This is a genomic window from Pantoea sp. 1.19, assembly GCF_001922585.1.
GTDB lineage: Bacteria > Pseudomonadota > Gammaproteobacteria > Enterobacterales > Enterobacteriaceae > 1-19.
In genome coordinates, this window is the sequence record NZ_MRBS01000002.1 from 408,144 (window position 1) to 428,605 (window position 20,462).

The following is a 20,462-nucleotide window of genomic DNA, read 5'->3' on the forward strand; positions in this document are numbered from 1 at the left end:
CCCGGCCCCGGGTCTGCATCGGTCAATTCTCCGGGCCGCACCCCGGCCCGTTTACCGCAGCCGCAGCCCGCTTATGACTCCTGCCCCTCCTGCTGACCTGCGCTGTCGACCGCGGGAGGAAGGGAGTACGGAGTGAAGGGCTCCTCCCCGTCCACCTCTTCTGCCGGCAGGCAAAAAGTCTCATCGCGTTTTTTTTCCGGTTCCAGCACATATGCCACCACGGCGCGATCAACGCAGCGATTAATGCCACTCAGTGCCAGCGTATGCCCATCCCCCTCCAGCGTGACCAGTGGACTGTTAAACTTGCTGGCCATCGCTCTGGCGTTGTGCCACGGCGTCGTCGGATCATAGCGCTGTGCAACAAACAGTAGCGGGGGCAGAGGAGGAGCGGTAGCAGGGCGTGAAGCATGGACATGATTTCGCCATGGCCATATCTCACAGAGATCGGGGAGACGATTTTCCCCGGACCCGGAGTACGTTGCCGCGAAAGCCTCTCTGAGACGTTTTTTTTGCACGTTAATCTCATGCTGACTGAGTGGCGGCAGGGATTGATCGAGGCAGCTGATCACGTTTAATGCATCCATATCACCATAGGTGCTGGCATAATCCTCCAGCCTGTCGGTTATTTCTTTACTCACCTCTCCACGATCTAACTCACTGACTGCCCTCGCTAATACCGGCCAGTCCGACCGCCAAAGCAGCAGATCGGTGGTCAGCAATATCAGCTCATCGTCAGACACTTTCCGCCCTTGCAGGCTGTAAACCGGAGAGGCCCGCAGCCAGCTTAATAAATTTTGGAATTGCGCTGTCGCGCGCGTTTTATCGGGGGATAATGGACAGCGTCCGGTTTTGGCACACCAGGCGGTAAATCGTTCAAAAGTATGCTGATAAGACTTTGACTGATTAAGCTGTAGGGCATAATCATTTTTCGCTTCATCCAGATCGACAACGCCATCCAGTACGATAGCCCGAACGGAAGTCGGGAAGCGTTCAGCGTAAAGTGCCGCAACCTGGGTACCGTACGAATATGCCACGGCGGTCAGCTTACTTTCCTGCAGTGCCTGCCGGATACGATCAACATCGTTAACCGCTTCGTCGGTCCCCATGTGCTTCAGTACCTCAACGCCCGTGTTTTTGATGCAGCCCTCGAGCATACTATAGGCATCTCGCTGCGTATCGTTAGCATCAGCATTGGCCTGATACCCATTTTTGCAGCGAATCGTTGGCGTCGAGCGCCCGACGCCCCTGGCATCATACGCGACGATATCCCAGGATTCCCGCAGCCTGGCAACGGGCTGTTCAGGGGAGAGCGAGGGCTGAATGCCTGGCATGCCCGGACCGCCCGCTATCATCACCACACTCCCCTTTCGCACGCCCGTTGCCGGTAGCAGGGTTACAGCAAGCCTGACCGTTTTATCGCTCTGATCCGCGGCAATACTGGTGCCTATTTTATACTGAAGTGGCACGACCAACCATCCACAGCGCAGTGAGTCGAGAGGTGGCGATTGAAACCAGGTGTGAAACTCAGCGTGCAGGCAAGAATCCCATCTCAGGGAGGTCGCCTGGCTTGCGTAAGTCGTTATACTCGTCACGAGCCATACGCAAAACGGGGTGATTGCCCTGAAATAAAACATTCCGTCCATCGGTTAACGCCCCCCGCAAGGTGAAAAAGTCAGATGGCTTCAAAAATAAGATCGCGCGCCGGGTGAACATCGGGCTTCCCATCGCGCAGGCTGACAGCGGGCAGTCGGTACGCGCGGGGCGTATTGCGGTTAACACACCGCCTCGTCTTCCCTTCCCATCCGGGATGGCAGGCCCGCTTTCCTGGAGAGCAACGTGTTAAAATGTGCTGAAAAGCATCCGCCCTACGCCCCGTGAAAACGTTCTTGCGGCCGCCCAGTGAGAGGCGCGGCCATCCAGGCAGCTCCGGAAGGCTTCCCTCAGGCTGACCTGAGGTAGAGACCGTGAATCAGGCGCCCCGACGGCGGCTTAGCAGAGAGGCGGGAAACATTCATGGTTATCTGATCCAGCACAGCAACGTTCGGCGGCCCGGTTACCCGCGTCTTTCGCTTTTTGCTGAGGCTTTGCCACATCGTGGTAAGCGCCTGGAGCAGTATAATCTTGCCCACGCCACACAGGACAATGCGCGACGACACCCGCGCATTGTCCTGCCAACACCTTGATTAAAATAGCGATTCTGTCCCCAACGCGGGTATAATGACGGATGCGCGTGCCGTCACAATACCTCTTTCTCCGTAATAATAAATAACTTACCACCGTGTTTAAATGTGACATTCGGCGCCCACTCTCCCGCTACCGGAACAATGTTTTTCACGCCCAGCGCCTTCATCGCGTCCAGGGTATAGGTCCATCCTACGATGTCCCTATCTTTCGCATGGGAGCTGAACTTTTCATGTTGCCCCAGTTTGACCAGATTAATATCCACGCCATTCCTTTGATAGAAATCAGACTCCAGTTTAATTGCGTTTTTATGTCCTAACACGCTACTGTCCAGCGAGTCATCAGCCGTTAAACCTTCACCCTCCAGGTCATTAAATTTTTCCGATGCTTCACCACCATGAAAACCAACAACGGAGTGCTTGTGAAGAAATTTTTTATTTCCGGCAACAAAAATATAATTAGCCGCAGAGGAAAAAACCTCACCCACAATGTCAACGTCCATATTCCTCATTTTGATGAGTTCTGCAAAGCATAAACCTATGACAGTTACACCACCTTGAGAAGATATTTTAAACGTATTTACCTCGCTGTTATTTTTTAATAACCTGGCAAAATCCTTCAGGCTACGATAGGATAAATGTCCATCCATAGAAATGGCGTCACCCTCCATTTTTATTACTACGCTATCGAGGCGGTTGTTAACATTCACGGACTTGAAAAAATTTCGCATCGCCTCATCCGCATACTCCCCTTCCTCATCGCTGATGCTAAACCTTCCTGCACAATCAACCCCGGTGGACGGCCGCTCTTTATGTTGTTCCACCGTATAGATAAATACCAGAAGAAACGCAACGGTCACCAGCACGTAAATGACTACAGAATAGACCTTAGCTTTAAGCATTAATTATATCTCCATGGTGTTTTCATCCCCGGACAGATCAGTTGTTAAAAACCCGGTGCATTCATTTTTAAACGATGCAACAACTTTATTACACTCATTTTTAAAAATGCCGATAATGACGCGCATCGATATTAAAGCCCGTGGTGGGTTTGCTTTTTTATGCGATTAGATGATTACTTCATATAATTCATCATATGACTCTCTTCTCGCTGATCGAGATCGTTACGCTGTAGATGAATGTCTTTCAGACAGTCAGAATACTTATCTGACCCCACCTTATATCCGAATTTCTCGCACTGCGACTTATCCATATTAAACTGCTGTTCCGGGCTGACGCACGCAGCAGATAAGAAAGCGATAGCCATAACAGTGAACACCCTCATAATGCGCTCCATTTTTCAACGTTAACACAGCTCGTTAACTTTCATAAGTCAAAATATCACCCGGCTGGCAATCAAGATAAGTACATATTTTTTCAAGCGTTGAGAACCTGATCGCCCTGGCTTTACCGCTTTTTAAAATAGATAAATTAGCTTCTGTTATATCAATTTCTTTAGCCAGCTCCTTGGAGGTTATCCCTCTGGCCTTAAGCAACTCATCCAGTCGGATTTTTATGGCCATATTATATTACCAGCTCTTGTTCTTCTTGCAGCGCATTCGCTATTTTCAGCACGAAGGCAAGAATAAACAACCCGATACCAATTGGGATATATATTATATTGTTAAGATCAATATATACCTCTACCTCACCGGCCTTTGCATGGTACAGTGACATTATCATATCCGTAGCAAGATGATAGACGGCCAGGATGATAAAACACCCTCCTGTAATATAAATTCGTTTAACCTGGAAAAAGTTAAATACGCCTCTCACTCTGATACTCTTGAACAGCAGATACAACTGACAAAGTAGAAAACTGACGATCATATCAGAACACAAGAAAATCACAGCCTGGGTGAACCTCGATAACTCACTGTTGAAAACACTTTGACAATCTGTGCTAATGTGAAATCCCTGAATCACCGTATCATTCGGTAGCCAGGCCCGCACCTGACCTAACACAGGAATAAATACAACGCTAAAAAACAAAAAGTACTCCATCATCTTACAGCATATTTTGAGTTTTTTTGAATTGTTCATCTCCTCTCCTTGGCAGTAAGCCACTTGCCCTGTTTCATGTATGGTATTGCTCAGCATGGTGATACGGTTAAGTATCGGCCACGCGGCAATTATTATTGTTTATCGATAACAAAGCAAGAAATTATTGTTTTTCAATAACAGATGTAAGGCATTGATAATAAATATTAAAACCCTGAAATCCAGATTAAAAAATAAAATATCGATACTTTTAAGGCGTAAAATTCTGGGATTGTCGTTAATTTCATTTTTTAATACCACCACAGTTAACCGCGCGACGCCCCGCTTTCAGCCCCGGTGACGCAGACCTGATATCACCAGCCTGATCCGCAGGCCACCTACCGCTGAGCGGAAGCGGCGTCCCCCTGCCCGAGCGCATCGCCCTGATCGCTGGGATTACCCAAAGCGACCGGTGATGTACTCTTCCGTGCGCCGCTGCCGCGGCGTGGTGAACAAGGTGTCGGTGTCAGCAAACTCGACCAGTGTCCCCTGGTGCAAAAAAGCGGTGTAATCGGAGACGCGTGCCGCTTGCTGCATGTTGTGCGTAACCAACAGCAAGGTGAAGCGCTGGCTCAGGGTCGTCATCAGCTCCTCAATCACCAGCGTAGAGAGGGGATCCAGCGCGGAGGTGGGCTCATCCAGCAATAACACCTCCGGTTCCACCGCGATGGCACGGGCTATCACCAGCCGCTGTTGCTGTCCACTGGAGAGCGTCAGCGCAGGCTGTCGCAGGCAATGTTTGACTTCCGGCCAGAGCGCAGCGGCGCGCAGCGCCCGCTCCACCGCCTCATCCAGCACCCGCCTGTCGCGCACGCCCTGCAGGCGCAGGCCGTAAGTCACGTTGTCATAGATAGACTGGGGAAAGGGATTGGGACGCTGAAACACCATCCCAACCCGGCGGCGCAGCGCGGGCAGCGACGGGCCTCCCTGCAAAATGGAGCGCCCCTCCAGCAGAATGTCACCTTCTATCCGGTGACCGTCAATCGGATCGTTCATGCGGTTCAGGCAGCGCAGCAGCGTTGATTTCCCGCAGCCAGAAGGACCAATCAGCGCCGTAATACGCTGACGCGGCAGCGCCAGATTGATCTGGCTAAGCGCCTGTTTATCACCATACCACAGTGAAATGTTCTGCAGCACCATCGCGGCGCGCGGCGCGACGTTATCGGTCATGATAAGCTCCCTTAAGTCAGCGTTCGGTATCGTTCGCGCAGGCGGTGGCGCAGCCCCATCGCCAGCAGATTCAGGCTAAGAATGATCAGCACCAGCAGCAGCGCGGTGGCAAACACCAGCGGCTGCTGCGCATCGGCATCCGGATGTTGAAACGCCAGATCGTAGATATGAAAACCGAGATGCATAAATTGACGATCGAGGTGTAACCAGGGGAAGACCGCATCCACCGGCAGCTCGGGCGCCGATTTCACCACACCAACCAGCATCAGCGGCGCGGTCTCACCGGCGGCGCGCGCCACCGCCAGAATCAATCCGGTTAGCATCGCCGGCACCGCCAGCGGCAGGGTGATCTGCCGCAGCGCTTCGCTGCGCGTCGCGCCCAACGCCATCGCCCCCAGCTTCAGCTCCGGCGGAATACGCGAGAGTCCCTCCTCGGTGGCGACAATCACCACCGGCAGGGTCAGCAGGGCCAGGGTTAAGGCCGCCCACAGTAAGCCTGGCGCCCCAAAGGTGGGATTCGGCAGCGCGTCGCTGAACAGCAGGCGATCAACGCTGCCGCCGACCAGCCAGACAAAGAACCCCAGCCCAAATACGCCGTAGACAATCGACGGCACGCCGGCCAGATTCACCACGGCGATACGTACCAGCCGGGCCAGCGCGTGATTACCGGCGTACTCATGCAGCCAGACGGCGGTAATCACGCCCAGCGGCATCACCATCACCGACATCAGTAGCACCATCAGTACGGTCCCGAAGATAGCCGGAAAAACCCCGCCCTGCGCCTGCCCGGCGCCGGGAGAGTCGCTGACAAAATGCCAGAGCTGGTCGGCAAACTGCTGCAGTTTAGCCCGGAAGCTCAGGGTATTGGGATACCAGAAGGCGCGGATGTCGGCCAGCGGAATACGCTGCAGCTGACCGTCGGCATCGCGCAGTACCAGACGGGTGCGCTCGCTCTCCGCGGTGAGCATCCGCAACCGATCGCTGAGCCGGCTAAACTGCCGCGTCAGCGCCGCGCGGTCGGCGCGGTAGCGCGACTGCGCTTCGGCATCAAAGCGCCCGGTAGACTGCCGGCGAGTGCGATCCGTCTCCAGCCTCTCCAGCCGATCGTTGAGCCGCGCCAGGGTCACCCGCCGCAGCCGATCCGCCTGCCTGACGCTGGCATCGGCCTGCGCCAGCCGGTGGCGCAGCGTCGCCTGCAGATCGCCAGCCACCAGCGGCTGCCCCTGCTCTTCCAGTCCGCTCAGCCAGCCCCAGCTCATCCCGACGCTGCGACGCTGCAGCGCCAGCGCATCCGCAGGCCGCTGGCGGGAAACGATATCGTCAGCGGTCAGCGAGCGAAACGCGCTGCCGGGAGCACGCTGCGCATCGCCGCCGACGTGAATCACGAAGCGACGCTGCGCCTGCACGCCGGCCGGTAGCGTCATGCCGCGCTGGGCCAGTGCTTCGCGGCTAAGGATCCGGTCCGACACCACCTCCCCCAGCAGGGCACCGCGCCCATCGCTCAGGGTGAACAGCGTCAGCGGCTGCGGCCAGAAATAGCGCAGTCCCTGCCAGGCCAGCAGCGCAATCAGCAGCGTAAACGCCAGCAGGCTGAATGCCACCGCGCCGGCGGTCAGCCAGCGCCAGCGGCGATTTTGTCGCTGCGCGTGGCTCATCCCCGGCCTCCGGTGGCCTGATAGCGCTGGCGCAGACCGTGGCGCACCCACTCGGCCAGCGTATTCACCACCAGTGTAAACAGCAGCAACACCAGCGCGCTGAGAAACAGCACGCGATAGTGGGCACTGCCGGCCGCGGCTTCCGGCATCTCAATCGCCACGTTGGCGGCCAGCGTACGCAGACCGTGAAACAGCCCACCGTCAGTTTGCGGCGTGTTACCCGCGGCCATCAGTACAATCATGGTTTCGCCGATCGCGCGACCGAAGCCGATCATCAGCGCGGCAAAAATACCGGCCGAAGCGCCCGGCAAAACCACGTGCACCAGCGTCTGCCACGGCGTCGCACCGAGCGCCAGCGAAGCCTGACTCAGCTCGACCGGCACGCTAAACAGCGCATCTTCTGCAAGGGTAAAGATCAGCGGCACCAGCGCAAACCCCATCGCCACGCCGGCCACCAGCAGATTGCGCTGCTCGTAGCCGTCGCGCCAGCGGGCGGTAAAAGCTTCGCCGGTGAGCATCGGCACCAGCCACAGGGTTACGCCGCTGACCAGCAGCAGCAGCGGGATCAGGATCAGCATCTCGCGCCCGGGGCGCTGCCGCCAGCGCTCCGGCAGCCGGGCATTGCACCAGGCGCAGCCCAACAGCGTCAGCGTCAGCACCACCGGCAGCAGCAGCACGCCGATCAGCCGGTCGCCCAGCGTCGGCGCCAGCCACAGTCCGGCAATCAGCCCAACCACCACGCTCGGCAGCGCCCCCATCATTTCCATCGCCGGTTTTACCACCCGACGCAGCCCCGGCGACATAAACCACGCGGTGTAGATCGCCGCCGCCAGTGCCAGCGGCGTCGCAAACAGCAGCGCCAGCCCGGCGGCCTTCAGCGTACCGCTGACCATCGGTACCAGGCTGAATTTAGCCTGATAGTTATCACTGGCCGCGCTGGATTGCCACACCCAGTCCGGTGCCGGATAGTGTTCATACCACACTTTCTGCCACAGACTGCGCCAGCTGAGATCCGGCCAGGGGTTATCGACACGGTAATGTTGCCACTGGCCAGCACGCTCGAGCAGCAGCCCATCGCCGTGCGGGGAAAAACGCAGCGCGGAGATCCCGGTGCCCAGCGCTTCACGGGCCAGCGCCCCTTCGCGCTTGCTGCTGAACAGCGTGAGCTCACCCGCCGGGCTGAGGGTGGCAAATACCCGGCGCAGCGGCTCCACCAGCAAATGCCGGTGGCCATCGGTTCCCGCCACCCGGCGAATAAAGGTCAGCTGCGGCCCGTCGCTGCCGGGCACATCAAACCACTGACTGATGCCCTGATCATCGGCCACCAGCAGCGAGGCACCGCCGCCGAGCAGCGCCAGCGCCAGCGGCGGTCGCGGTAACGCCACGCGCTCGCGCAGTCGAGGCAATCCGCTACCGGTATGCCACAGCGTCAACTGCTGCTGCTGCTGCAGATAGAGTTGCTGGCCGTCCGGCGTAAGCAGCAGGCGTTCAGCCGGGATCTCCGCCAGCCACTGTCGCTGCGGCGCGGCACCGGGCCGCAGACGCAGCAGCATGCTGCCGCGCTCGCCGCTCACTGCCAGCGTCCAGCGGTCGCCCTCGCCGGTGGCCAGCGCCAGCGCGCGAAGACGGCCCACCTCGGGCACCGTCAGTTCCGGCGCAAAAGGAAAACGCCAGCGCGGGGCCGCCGGCTGACTGAGATCGACCGTTACCAGGTGCAGGCGCCCGTCGGCATCGGCCAGCGCCAGCGCGCTACCGTCACGGTTGGTGGCAACCTGACGCAGCGGCCGCCGATCGGAAAGCGCCTGGCCGGCGGCAATCGCCCCGTCGGGCAGCGAAAAAAAGCGTCCCTCGCCGGCGTTATCAATACGCCAGCCGGTCCGCTGGTCGGCGTCAAGGCCGAGGACACGAGCTGGCAGCAGACTGGCCGGCAGCGCGTTCGCGGCGGAGGGTGAAAAGGTCGGCGAGGCGAACAGCGGCAACACCACCCACAGCAGCCAGCCAAACAGCAGCAGCATCACCAGCATCACGCTGACGGCGCTAACGGTCACCAGGCCGCGCGTGAGCCGGTCCCACAGCAGGCGGCGGCGATCGCTGAATGACGCGGGAATGGGATGTTTATCCATGAGCAAAGTTCGGCCCCTGTGGGTTGGACGGAGTATGTTGCCCGTAACCCCTTGAGAACACAATCGGCGTACCTGGACTTTCTTGCCATACTCTCGCCATAATGAACGTGGATACTGCTGACCAGCGAGTGTCTCTTCCGCTGACGGGCAACCCGACCGGCTGCCCTGCCTCACTGTTACGGAGAAAAAATGGGTCAGGAAAAGCTGTACATTGAAAAAGAACTGAGCTGGCTTGCGTTCAACGAGCGCGTGTTACAAGAAGCAGCGGATAAATCCAACCCTCTGATAGAGCGTATGCGCTTTCTCGGGATCTACTCCAATAACCTCGATGAATTTTACAAGGTGCGCTTTGCCGACCTGAAGCGGCGCATTCTGATCGGCGAAGAGCAGGGATCGTACAGTACCCCGCGGCATCTGCTGAAAAAAATTCAGGCGCGCGTACTGAAGGCGGACCAGGAGTTTGACGGTCTGTATAACGAACTGCTGCTGGAGATGGCGCGCAACCAAATTTTCCTGATAAACGAGCGGCAGCTCTCCCCGAATCAGCAGGCCTGGCTGCGGCACTACTTTAAGCACCATTTGCGCCAGCATATTACGCCGATAGTCATTAACCATGACACCGACCTGACCGCTTTTCTGAAAGACGATTACACCTATCTGGCGGTGGAGATCATTCGCGGCGACAGCATTCGCTATTCGCTGCTGGAGATCCCGTCGGATAAGGTTCCGCGCTTTGTTAATCTGCCACCGGAGTCCCCGCGCCGTCGCAAGCCAATGATTTTACTGGATAATATACTACGATACTGTCTGGATGATATCTTTAAAGGCTTCTTTGATTACGATGCGCTCAACGCCTACTCGATGAAGATGACCCGCGACGCCGAATACGATCTGGTTACCGAAATGGAGTCGAGCCTGCTGGAGCTGATGTCCTCGAGCCTCAAGCAGCGGCTGACCGCCGAGCCGGTGCGCTTTGTCTATCAGCGCGATATGCCGGACGCGATGGTGGAACTGCTGCGCCACAAGCTGAGCATCTCCAACTCCGATTCGGTGGTGCCGGGTGGGCGCTACCATAACTTTAAAGACTTTATCAGCTTCCCGAATGTCGGCAAAGCCAACCTGGTGAACAAGCCGCTGCCGCAGCTGCGCCACCAGTGGTTTAACCATTTTCGCAACGGTTTCGACGCCATCCGCAACCGCGATGTGCTGCTGTACTACCCTTATCACACGTTTGAGCACGTGCTGGAACTGCTGCGCCAGGCGTCGTTTGATCCCAACGTGCTGGCGATCAAAATCAATATTTACCGCGTCGCCAAAGATTCACGCATCATCGACGCCATGATCCACGCCGCCTATAACGGCAAGAAAGTGACGGTGGTGGTCGAGCTGCAGGCGCGCTTTGACGAAGAGGCCAATATCCACTGGGCCAAGCGGCTGACCGAAGCGGGCGTTCACGTCATCTTCTCGGCGCCGGGGCTGAAAATTCACGCCAAGCTGTTCCTGATCTCTCGCCGCGAGGGGGATGAAGTGGTGCGCTATGCGCACATTGGTACCGGCAACTTTAACGAAAAAACCGCGCGGATTTATACCGACTATTCGCTGCTGACCGCCGACGCGCGCATCACCAACGAGGTGCGCCGGGTGTTCAACTTTATCGAGAACCCTTATCGGCCGGTCAGCTTTACCCACCTGATGGTCTCGCCGCAAAACTCGCGCAGCATGCTCTATCAGCTGATCGATACCGAAATCGCCAATGCGCAGAACGGACAGCCGGCCGCCATTACCCTGAAAATTAACAACCTGGTGGACAAAGGGCTGGTCGATCGCCTCTACACCGCCTCCAGCGTCGGGGTACAGGTCAATCTGCTGGTGCGCGGCATGTGCTCGCTGATTGCCAATCTGGCCGGCATCAGCGAAAATATCCGCGTCATCAGCATCGTTGATCGTTACCTTGAGCACGACCGCGTCTATATTTTTGAGAACGGCGGCGATAAAAAAGTGTTCCTCTCCTCCGCTGACTGGATGACACGCAATATCGACTACCGTATCGAAGTCGCCGTGGCGCTGCTGGATCCGGTGCTGAAACAGCGCGTGCTCGATATTATTGCCATTTTATTGAGTGATACCCTGAAAGCCCGCTACGTCGACAAAGAGCTGAGTAATCGCTATGTACCGCGCGGCAACCGCCGTAAAGTGCGTGCGCAGCTGGCCATCTACGATTACATCAAAAACCTGGAACAACCCGACTGATCACTATGCCAATATCACAAAAAAACAGCCCGAAACCGCAGGAGTTTGCCGCAATTGACCTCGGTTCCAACAGCTTCCATATGGTGATCGCCCGGGTGGTTGACGGGGCCATTCAGGTGTTGGGTCGTCTGAAACAGCGGGTGCATCTGGCCGATGGGCTGGACGAGAACAACGTGCTCAGCGAAGAGGCGATGCTGCGCGGGCTGAACTGCCTCGCGCTGTTTGCTGAACGCCTGCAGGGGTTCAGTCCAGCCAACGTGACCATGGTCGGTACCCACACCCTGCGCCAGGCGGTCAATGCCGAAACTTTTTTGCAGCGCGCCGCCGAGGTGATCCCTTACCCGATTGAAGTGATCTCTGGCCATGAAGAGGCGCGGCTGATCTTTATGGGGGTGGAGCACACCCAGCCGGAAAAAGGCCGCAAGCTGGTGATCGACATCGGCGGTGGCTCCACCGAAATGGTGATTGGCGAAAACTTTGAAGCGAAGCTGGTAGAGAGCCGGCGAATGGGCTGCGTCAGCTTTGGCCAACACTTTTTTCCCGGTGGGGTTATCACCCGCGACAACTTCCGCCGCGCGCGGCTGTCGGCGGCGCAAAAGCTGGAGACCATGGCCTGGCAATACCGCCTGACCGGCTGGGATACCGCGATGGGCGCCTCCGGCACCATCAAAGCCGCGTGTGAAGTGCTGCTGGCGATGGGTGAAAAAGAGAGGATCATCACCCCGGCGCACCTCGAGACGCTGATGGAGGCGGTACTGCAGTTTAAGCAGGTGGATGCGCTGAGCCTGCCCGGACTGTCGGAAGAGCGCAAATCGGTGTTTGTGCCGGGGCTGGCTATCCTTTGCGGCGTGTTCGACGCGCTGGCGATTCGCGAACTGCGCTACTCCGACGGCGCGCTGCGCGAAGGGGTGCTGTACGAGATGGAGGGGCGCTTCCGCCACCAGGATATCCGCAGTCGCACCGCCCAGAGCCTCGCTAATCAGTACGCCATCGACAGCGAGCAGGCGCGACGCGTGCTGGATACCACCCAGCAGCTCTACGCCCAGTGGCAGCAGCAAAATCCGCGACTGGTCAATCCCCAGCTGGCCACGCTGCTACAGTGGGCCGCCCTGCTGCATGAGGTGGGGCTGAGCATTAATCACAGCGGTATGCAGCGCCACTCGGCCTATATTTTGCAAAACGGCAATCTGCCGGGGTTCAACCAGGATCAGCAGCTGTGCCTCGCGACCCTGGTGCGCTATCACCGCAAAGCGATCAAAGCGGATGAGATGCCGCGCTTTACCCTGTTTAAAAAGAAACAGTTTCTGCCCATGATCTTCCTGCTGCGGCTGGGCACGCTGCTTAATAACCAGCGCCAGGCGACCACCACGCCGGAGCGGCTGACGCTGACGACCGACGACGGCCACTGGACGCTGACCTTTCCGCACGGCTACTTCAGTCAGAACACGCTGGTGCAGCTCGATCTGGAACGTGAACAGCACTACTGGCATGACGTCACCGGCTGGAAGCTGATGATCAATGAAGAGGAGGCCGCGCCGTGACGCAGCAGGCAAACGGCGCGACGCTGCAGGCCATCACCGCGCGCTGGGGACTCAACCCGGCGCATTCTGAGCTGCAGGCAGCGCTGCCGCTGCTGCACGGCGGCCGCGCGCTGGATCTCGGCTGCGGCGTCGGGCGCAACGCGCTCTGGCTACAGCAGCACGGCTTTGCGGTTACCGCCTGGGATAATGATCCGCGTAAGCTGGATCGCCTGCGGCAGATGATCGCCGCCGAGGCGCTTAGCGAGATTACCGTTGAGGCACACGACCTGAACCGACTGCGCTTTAATGGCGCATGGGATCTGGTGATTTGTACGGTGGTGATGATGTTTTTACAGCCGGAGAGCATTCCGCAGCTGATTGCCGATATGCAGGCCAGCACGGTTAAAGGCGGCTATAACCTGATCGTCGCTGCCATGGATACCGAGGATGCCCCCTGCCTGCAGCCATTTCCGTTTACCTTCCGCTCCGGCGAACTGAGCCACTACTATCGCCGCTGGCAGATCATGAAATACAACGAAGATCTCGGGCAGCTGCACCGGGTTGACGCCGACGGTAACCGCATCACCCAGCGTTTTGCCACCCTGCTGGCGCGCAAGGCGCCGCCGGAGTAATCACTCCGGCTCGCGGCAGAGCGGCCGTGGATGGTCTATCAGGTAGCCCTGAATATAGTCGACGCCCAGCGCGTTCAGCGTGGCCTGCTGCTCTGGCGTCTCCACGTGGGTAGCGATGACCTGCATATGCTTCAGACGGGCCAGCGCAACAATCGATGAGACCAGCTGAAAATCAACGCTGCTATTCTGTAGCTGCTCAACCAGCGGGCCACCGATTTTCAGCATATCCAGCTGCACTTCGCGCAGGCGCGTGTAGCTGGAGAAAGCGGTGCCAAAATCATCAATGATCACCTGGCAGCCCATCTCCCGCAGCTGCGACAGCGTGCGGTTTCCCCAGGAGAAATCGCTCATGACCTGCGACTCCTCCACTTCGATCATGAGCTGCCACGGCTCCACCTGCCAGCGGCGCAGCTTCTCCGCCAGCTCGTGCGCAAAGCGCGGACGACACAGGGTGCTGGCAAACACATTTACCGAAAAGCGCGCACCCGGCTGCGACGCGCGCTGGCGGTGAATACAGGCCAGCGTACGATCAATCACCCAGTTATCGACGTCCCAGGTGAGGCCGAACTCGTGCACCACCGGCATAAACTCGGCCGGTTTCAGCCACTCGCCGGCCTCGTTACACAAACGCAGTAAAATCTCATGAAAGTGGTCACCGCGGGCCCCCTCCACACGCTGCGCCAGCAGCTGAAAACGATCGTGCGTGAACGCCGCCTGCACCTCTTCCAACAGCCGGCGTTTGTTTTCGGCATCGTGCCGCAGAGGCGGCGAATGGCGCAGGTGCAGCCCTTCAGCCCGGCCGCTTTGCAGCGACATTTCCGCCACCTGGCTTAGCTCTCCCAACAGCGCATAGAGTCCGCTAACCGGATGCCGCACGCTGCAGTAGCTGATGCCGATGCGCGGATGCAGCGGCAGGCTCTCCCAGCTCAGGCGATACAGGCGCAGCCGCGACTCAATTTGCTCTATGCGCGTTTGCATGCCTTCATGATTCAGACGAATCACCAGATCAAAGCCCGGCAGCTGACAGACGGCCTCCTCCGGCTGTAAATCGGGCTTCAGCCAGGCCGCCAGGCCGCGCTTGTAAGCAATGCGCAACTGCAGGCCGTACGTGCGGCCCAGCTGATCCAGCTCGGGAATACGTAAAAAGCACAGCACCGACACCGGCTGACGCTGGAGATCCTCGATTAATGCGCGCAGATTAGGCAAGCCGATAATCGGATCGGTCAGGGCGGCGCGGCGGGCAAAAGCGTGCAGCTGGCGCTGGTGGGTACAGACCGCCGCCATAATAAACAGGGTAATGGTCAGCACCAGCATATTGGCGGAGACCACCGCCATGTGCTCCGGCAACACCGGGTTCACCAGGATATTATCGCGATACTGGTAGAGTGCCTGCAGCAGCAGCGACCAGCTCAGTAGCGTGAACAGATAGCCAAAGCGCATCGCCGCCCACAGCATCAGCGGCAGCAGCAGCGTCAGGGTGTAATCGGTCAGCAGCAGATTTTCCGTCAGGGATCGGCCTTCAATCATGAAGCCCATCAGTGCGCAGATCAGCAGCAGCCAGACGCCAAATTCGCGCAGGCTGACTCGCGGACAGAACTGCCGCCGCAGCTGGTGGGCCAGCACCAACAGGTAGCGCGGAGTTTTAGCAATGCGGATCAGCGAATAGTAGAGCGGCACCGCGCACAGCGCGGAGATCAGCGAGGCCTGATAATTGATCAGATTGCGCACCGACAGCGGCACGCTGCCAAACACCGACAGGCTGGCGGGAAACAGATTCACCGCAATCAGCAGCTGCATCAGCGCCAGCTGCAAGCAGGGGGACAGCACCGCCAGCCAGCACAGGCGCACCAGGTTATGGCGCAGGCTGCCGACGCTCACGCCCCAGCGCCGGCCCATCTGTGCCCGATAGCCCCACCAGCAGAGCAGCAGCCCGATTTGCAACGCCAGCACCATCGTACTGGCATACAACGGGCCGTAGATCGGGACGTAGCGCAGCAGCAGCGCCAGCACCATCCCGGGGATGGCCGCCCAGCTGAATACCAGCAGCAGCGAGATCATCATCGCGATAGGCAGATAAATCAGGTAGGCGTAACCGTCCGGCATCATCAGCCGGGTGGAGAGGTGCGCCGACAGCGGCATTAAAATCTGCGGCAACAGCAGAGGAAGCCCCCACCAGCGGGCATTGACGCGCGACCAGCAGCGGGAAAAAAAGGTATACATGTTCATGGCTCATCCAGGGCGCCCGCTGGGCGCCGACATCCGTCATCCCTGTCCGCGAAGGAAGGCACCCCCCGTCGCGCGCGGCGCACAGTGTAGCGTAAATTTCCAGTAGGCTGAAGACGCGCGTATCACGGATAGCGTTGGCCAAAGCGGATTGACGTGACGCGCCGGCTGTGCCTAAATGGCATCATTGCCCCCGCGGGCCTGAACTGGAAACCGTGCGTGAACCACGCGATGAAAATGAAACGACAGCAGAAAACCGGTCTGATGACGCGCATCGTATTGCTGATCAGTTTTCTGATTTTACTGGGCCGCCTGCTGTACGCCATTCCCGGCGCTATCGAGCATCGGCAGCAGAAACAACAGGCGCAATCGGCGCCGGCAACCAGCCTCTCGGTGCAGCCCGTTCGGGACAACCCCTGACTTGCTCCGGGCCTGGACGCCCTCTATGCTTAAACTTTTGGTTGTTTTCAGGGAAGTCTCATGTCTGTCGCCCACTCTTATGCCCAGCAGCTGGGCGAAATACGCAGCCGGATTATTTCACTCCTCATTGAGCATGATGCCCTCACCCGGGCGATTCTCGAACATCCGCAGGTTGAAACCCCCGACCAGCTGAGCCATCTCAGCCCGCTGGTCATTGAACTGCGGGGCTACATCAACGGCCTGCACGCGGCGGACATCGCCGATATTCTGGAAGCCCTGCCCAACGACGAGCGCCTCGCGCTGTGGCGACTGGTGGATAACGAACGCCGCGGCCGCACGCTGGTTGAAGCGTCCGAAACCGTCTGGGAAAGCCTGATCGCCGAAATGCGCGACCGCGACATTTTGCGTGCGCTGGCACCGCTGGACATTGATGATCAGGCGTGGCTGGCGAAGTACCTGCCGCGCGACCTCACCGGTCGCCTGCTGGCCTCGCTGGAGCCGGCTCTGCGCGCGCGGGTACTGAACGTGATGGAGTTCGATCGCGACAGCGTCGGGCGCATTATGGACTTTAATATCCTGACCGTGCGCGAGGGGGTGACGCTGGAAGCGGTACAGCGCTTTCTGCGCCGCCGCAAAACCATCCCCGACGGCACCGATAAACTGTTTATCACCTCACGGCAGAATCAGCTGCTCGGTGAGCTGGCTCTGACCGATATCCTGCTGAATCAGCCGGAGACGCCGGTGGTCAAGGTGATGAACGCCCTGCCTACCACCTTTCTGATCACCGATAAAGCCGAAGAGGCCGCCGGCGCGTTTGAGCGTTACAACCTGATCTCCGCCGCGGTGATTGACGAGCAGGGCAAGCTGATTGGCCGCGTCACCATTGAAGATGTCGTAGACCTGGTCAATGAAGAGAGCGACAGTAACATCCGTAAAATGGGCGGGTTAAGCCCGGAAGAGGATGTGTTTGCGCCGGTGCAGAAGGCGGTGCGCCGCCGCTGGACCTGGCTGGCGATCAATCTCTGCACCGCCTTTGTCGCCTCGCGAGTGATTGGCCTGTTTGAAGACACCATTTCGCAGCTGGTCGCGCTGGCCACGCTGATGCCGATCGTTGCCGGTATCGGCGGCAACACCGGTAACCAGACCATCACCATGATTGTGCGTGCGCTGGCCCTGCACCAGGTTGAACCGGGCAACTTCTCTTTCCTGATCCTGCGTGAGCTCGGCGTAGCGCTGATTAACGGCGTGTTCTGGGGCGGCATCATGGGGCTGATCACCTGGCTGATGTACGACAATCCGGCGCTGGGCGGGGTGATGATGCTGGCAATGGTGCTCAACTTACTGCTGGCGGCGCTGATGGGCGTGCTAATCCCACTGATCATGACCAAACTCAAGCGCGATCCGGCGGTCGGCTCCAGCGTGCTGATCACCGCGCTCACCGATACCGGCGGTTTTTTTATCTTCCTTGGCCTCGCCACGCTGTTCCTGCTCCCCTGAACGCCGGCTATCCGGCCCCTGTCCGCGCGCCGTCGACGGACAGGGGCTGATTTGTTACTTTTTGATAACCAATGTTCTTATATGTGATTACTCTCGCAGAAAAAAGCCCTCCCACCGCCTAATCTAACAAAAAATAACAAAAGACGATCGGCCTCCTTGCCGCTGCGGTGCAGTATCGCGACGGAAGACGGGCTGGCAACCTCCCCTACACCGAGAGAAGGATTTCCCATGAGCACTCCGCTTGCACTGCCCTCCGCCCGGACGACCCCCGACGCCGTCGAGGAACAGGCGTGGAAAAAAGCCGTCTGGCGTATCTTACCGATTCTGATGATAAGCTACGTGATGGCCTATCTGGATCGCATCAATGTCGGCGTGGCCAAGCTACAAATGTCCAGCGATCTCGCCTTTTCAGAAACCGTCTACGGGCTGGGCGCCGGGATCTTTTTTATTGGCTTCTTTTTCTTTCAGATTCCCAGCAATATGGCGCTGCATCGCTTCGGCGCCCGCCGCCTGCTCGGCATCCTGCTGATCTCCTGGGCATTCATTGCTCCGCTCACGGCCTTCGTCACGACCGCCGGGCAGTTCTACGCGGTACGCTTTCTGCTCGGTCTGGCTGAATCGGGCTTCTATCCCGGGGTGATCCTCTACCTGTCCGGCTGGTTCCCGACCTGGCGGCGCGGCAAAATGTTTGCCCTGTTTGCCACCGCTGTCCCGCTGTCCGGCGTGCTGGGCGGGCCGTTCTCCGGCTGGATCATGGAGTATTTTCACCAGCACGGCGGGCTTGCCGGCTGGAAATGGTTATTCATTATTCAGGGCACGCCGTCGCTGCTGGTCGGGCTGCTGGTACTGTGGCTGCTCACCGACCGCATTGAGCAGGCCCACTGGCTGAGCGCCGAAGAGCAGGCGCTGCTCACCGCGCGCCTGCGCGAAGATAACGCCCGGCAGCCGGCCATCGCCAGCGCCGCCTGGCAGTCGGTGTTCCGCAGTGGCAAAGTGTGGCTACTGACCTTTATCTACTTCTGCCTGATTGCCGGCTTTTATACCGTCAGCTTCTGGCTACCGACGCTGGTTAGCAACGCCGGCGTGGACGACGTCTTTACCGTCGGCCTGCTTACCGCCATCCCCTATGCCGCCGCAATCGTGACCATGCTGCTGGCTTCACGCAGCGCCGACCGGCATCGCGAACGGCGCTGGCACCTGGCGGCGATCGCCGTACTCGGTGGCGTTGGCATGATCATTTCCGCACTGTTCAGCGACAATCTGTGGATCGCGATGGGCGGTCTGACGCTGGGCGCCGCCGGCGCGCTGAGCACCCTGCCGCTGTTCTGGAGCCTGCCAACGGCGTTTCTCGGCGGTGCGACTGCGGCAGTAGGCATCGCGCTGATCAACTCGTTTGGCAACCTGGCCGGCTTTCTGGCGCCGTGGATGATGGGCCTGCTGGCCGACCTCACCCACTCTACGCTCACCGGAATGCTGCTGATCTCCGCCACGCTGTTTGTCGGTGCGGCCGCCATCTTTTTTATTCCAGGCCGCCTGGTCAATCGTTAATCTGTTTGAGAGGATAAACATGAACGTTGTCGTTACCGGCGCCGCCGGATTTTTAGGGAAGAAACTGGTTAGTGCGCTGTTAAAAAAAGGCGCGCTGCGCGATGCTCAAGGAACGCTGCAGCCTGTCACGCGCGTGGTGGCCTGCGATATCGTTCCGCTCAGCGGCATTGACGATCCTCGCCTGGTCGTCACCTGCGGGGATTTAAGCGATGCGGCGCAGCTGCCCGGCCTGCTTGGCGATCGACCAATCGACTCGCTGTTCCACCTCGCCGCGGTGGTCTCCGGCCAGGCCGAACAGCAGTTCGAACTCGGGATGAAAATCAATGTGGATCTGCCACGGCAGCTGATGGAGCACCTGCGCCATCAGCCGCGCCGCGCCCGCCTGATCACCACCAGTTCGGTAGCGGTATTCGGCGGCGCGCTGCCGGAAAAGGTGCCGGACTCCCAGGTGTGGATGCCGCAAAGTTCGTACGGCACGCAAAAAGCCATCACCGATTTGCTGCTGGGCGATTACAGCCGGAAGGGCTTTCTTGACGGACGCAGCCTGCGGATGCCGACCATCGTGGTACGCCCCGGCAAGCCAAACGCTGCCGCCTCGAGCTTTGCCAGCGGCATCCTGCGCGAGCCACTCAACGGCGAGGAGGCCGTGTGCCCGGTGGACGTGACCACTCGCCTGTGGCTGCTGTCGCCCAATATGGCGGTGGCGGCGCTGATCCACGCCCACGAGATAAGCGAAGATTCCCTCACCCAGGGCCGCGTCATCAATATGGCCGGCCTCTGCGTCACGGTTGAAACGATGCTGGCCGCGCTGCGACGCATTGCCGGAGACCCGGTTGCCGATCGCGTTCGCCACCAGCCGGACCCGGCCGTTCGCCGCATCGTCAACTCCTGGCCGGGTGATTTTCACGCCGCTTATGCCCACGCGCTGGGTTTCCAGGCCAACCGCAGTATCGATGAAATGATTCACGAATTTATTCAGGAAACGGCATAGCCCGGGCACCGTTTTTTATGGGCCACAGGGCCAGGATAGGTTATAACAGGCCCTGTTTACGCTTTTGGTGGATCATCATGAACAAAAACGCCCTCGCGCCTGCCGCTATATTTATTGCCGCCATGGCCTTCCTCGCCTGGTTTATCCTGAGCGGCGCCGCCGTTCCCGGCGCCTAGCACCGACGCGGCGGGCGGGGATACGCCCGATCCCGCC

At 58.8% G+C, this 20,462-nt stretch carries 16 protein-coding genes; 8 read left to right on the top strand and 8 right to left on the bottom strand.

The genetic code is table 11. The annotated features are described in order from the left end of the window. Window positions 1-71: 71 nt before the first annotated feature. From BS626_RS05840 to BS626_RS05885, 7 genes are all read right to left on the bottom strand, one after another. Window positions 72-1,352: an alpha/beta fold hydrolase gene (locus BS626_RS05840; RefSeq protein WP_075181449.1), complete on the bottom strand. Its 1,281-nt coding sequence runs from the start codon at window positions 1,350-1,352 to the stop codon at window positions 72-74. An 884-nt stretch (window positions 1,353-2,236) separates the two neighbouring features. Further along, the gene (locus tag BS626_RS18295; protein ID WP_139308767.1) at window positions 2,237-3,082 is read right to left on the bottom strand and encodes a hypothetical protein; all 846 of its coding nucleotides are present in this window, start codon (window positions 3,080-3,082) and stop codon (window positions 2,237-2,239) included. Window positions 3,083-3,499: 417 nt separating this feature from the next. Beyond that, window positions 3,500-3,703: a helix-turn-helix transcriptional regulator gene (locus BS626_RS05865; protein WP_075181454.1), complete on the bottom strand. Its 204-nt coding sequence runs from the start codon at window positions 3,701-3,703 to the stop codon at window positions 3,500-3,502. 1 nt (window position 3,704) lies between these two features. Then, window positions 3,705-4,223 carry a DUF2975 domain-containing protein gene (locus BS626_RS05870; RefSeq protein WP_075181455.1) on the bottom strand — a complete coding sequence of 173 codons (519 nt, stop codon included), beginning with the start codon at window positions 4,221-4,223 and terminating at the stop codon, window positions 3,705-3,707. A 393-nt stretch (window positions 4,224-4,616) separates the two neighbouring features. After that, window positions 4,617-5,390, bottom strand: a complete 774-nt coding sequence (pstB, locus tag BS626_RS05875; protein WP_075181456.1) for a phosphate ABC transporter ATP-binding protein PstB — start codon at window positions 5,388-5,390, stop codon at window positions 4,617-4,619. Between the two features lie 11 nt (window positions 5,391-5,401). Beyond that, entirely contained in the window at window positions 5,402-7,045 is a 1,644-nt protein-coding gene (pstA, locus tag BS626_RS05880; protein WP_075181457.1) for a phosphate ABC transporter permease PstA, read from the bottom strand. Next, window positions 7,042-9,168: an ABC transporter permease subunit gene (locus tag BS626_RS05885; RefSeq protein ID WP_075181458.1), complete on the bottom strand. Its 2,127-nt coding sequence runs from the start codon at window positions 9,166-9,168 to the stop codon at window positions 7,042-7,044. The genes pstA and BS626_RS05885 overlap by 4 nt, the downstream gene beginning before the upstream one ends. Before the next feature lie 189 nt (window positions 9,169-9,357). Between BS626_RS05885 and ppk1 the strand changes: the two genes are divergently transcribed. Genes ppk1 through tehB form a run of 3 tightly spaced genes read left to right on the top strand, consistent with a single transcriptional unit; the run spans window position 9,358 to window position 13,570 of the window. Next, the gene (gene ppk1 / locus BS626_RS05890; RefSeq protein WP_075181459.1) at window positions 9,358-11,418 is read left to right on the top strand and encodes a polyphosphate kinase 1; all 2,061 of its coding nucleotides are present in this window, start codon (window positions 9,358-9,360) and stop codon (window positions 11,416-11,418) included. A gap of 5 nt (window positions 11,419-11,423) precedes the next feature. Continuing rightward, entirely contained in the window at window positions 11,424-12,959 is a 1,536-nt protein-coding gene (gene ppx / locus BS626_RS05895; RefSeq protein WP_075181460.1) for an exopolyphosphatase, read from the top strand. Further along, complete coding sequence (gene tehB / locus BS626_RS05900) at window positions 12,956-13,570, top strand: tellurite resistance methyltransferase TehB (protein WP_170870440.1); 615 nt, start codon at window positions 12,956-12,958, stop codon at window positions 13,568-13,570. Before ppx ends, tehB begins: the two co-directional genes overlap by 4 nt. On the opposite strand, the gene BS626_RS05905 is transcribed toward tehB, so the two are convergent. Further along, window positions 13,571-15,796 (bottom strand): EAL domain-containing protein, encoded by a 2,226-nt coding sequence (locus tag BS626_RS05905; RefSeq protein WP_083615904.1) that lies wholly within the window; start codon window positions 15,794-15,796, stop codon window positions 13,571-13,573. Between the two features lie 228 nt (window positions 15,797-16,024). Here BS626_RS05905 and BS626_RS05910 point away from each other — a divergent pair, with 228 nt between their 5' ends. The 5 genes from BS626_RS05910 (at window position 16,025) to BS626_RS18300 (ending at window position 20,425) form a co-directional block, all read left to right on the top strand. Then, window positions 16,025-16,213 (top strand): YfgG family protein, encoded by a 189-nt coding sequence (locus BS626_RS05910; RefSeq protein WP_371328483.1) that lies wholly within the window; start codon window positions 16,025-16,027, stop codon window positions 16,211-16,213. A gap of 60 nt (window positions 16,214-16,273) precedes the next feature. Continuing rightward, window positions 16,274-17,710, top strand: a complete 1,437-nt coding sequence (gene mgtE / locus BS626_RS05915; RefSeq protein WP_075181461.1) for a magnesium transporter — start codon at window positions 16,274-16,276, stop codon at window positions 17,708-17,710. Window positions 17,711-17,938: 228 nt separating this feature from the next. Beyond that, window positions 17,939-19,258 (top strand): MFS transporter, encoded by a 1,320-nt coding sequence (locus BS626_RS05920; protein WP_075181462.1) that lies wholly within the window; start codon window positions 17,939-17,941, stop codon window positions 19,256-19,258. A gap of 19 nt (window positions 19,259-19,277) precedes the next feature. Next, window positions 19,278-20,249, top strand: coding sequence for a D-erythronate dehydrogenase (gene denD / locus BS626_RS05925; RefSeq protein WP_075181463.1), 972 nt, complete (start codon window positions 19,278-19,280; stop codon window positions 20,247-20,249). Between the two features lie 77 nt (window positions 20,250-20,326). Then, window positions 20,327-20,425, top strand: coding sequence for a YoaK family small membrane protein (locus tag BS626_RS18300; RefSeq protein WP_139308768.1), 99 nt, complete (start codon window positions 20,327-20,329; stop codon window positions 20,423-20,425). Window positions 20,426-20,462: the final 37 nt, after the last annotated feature.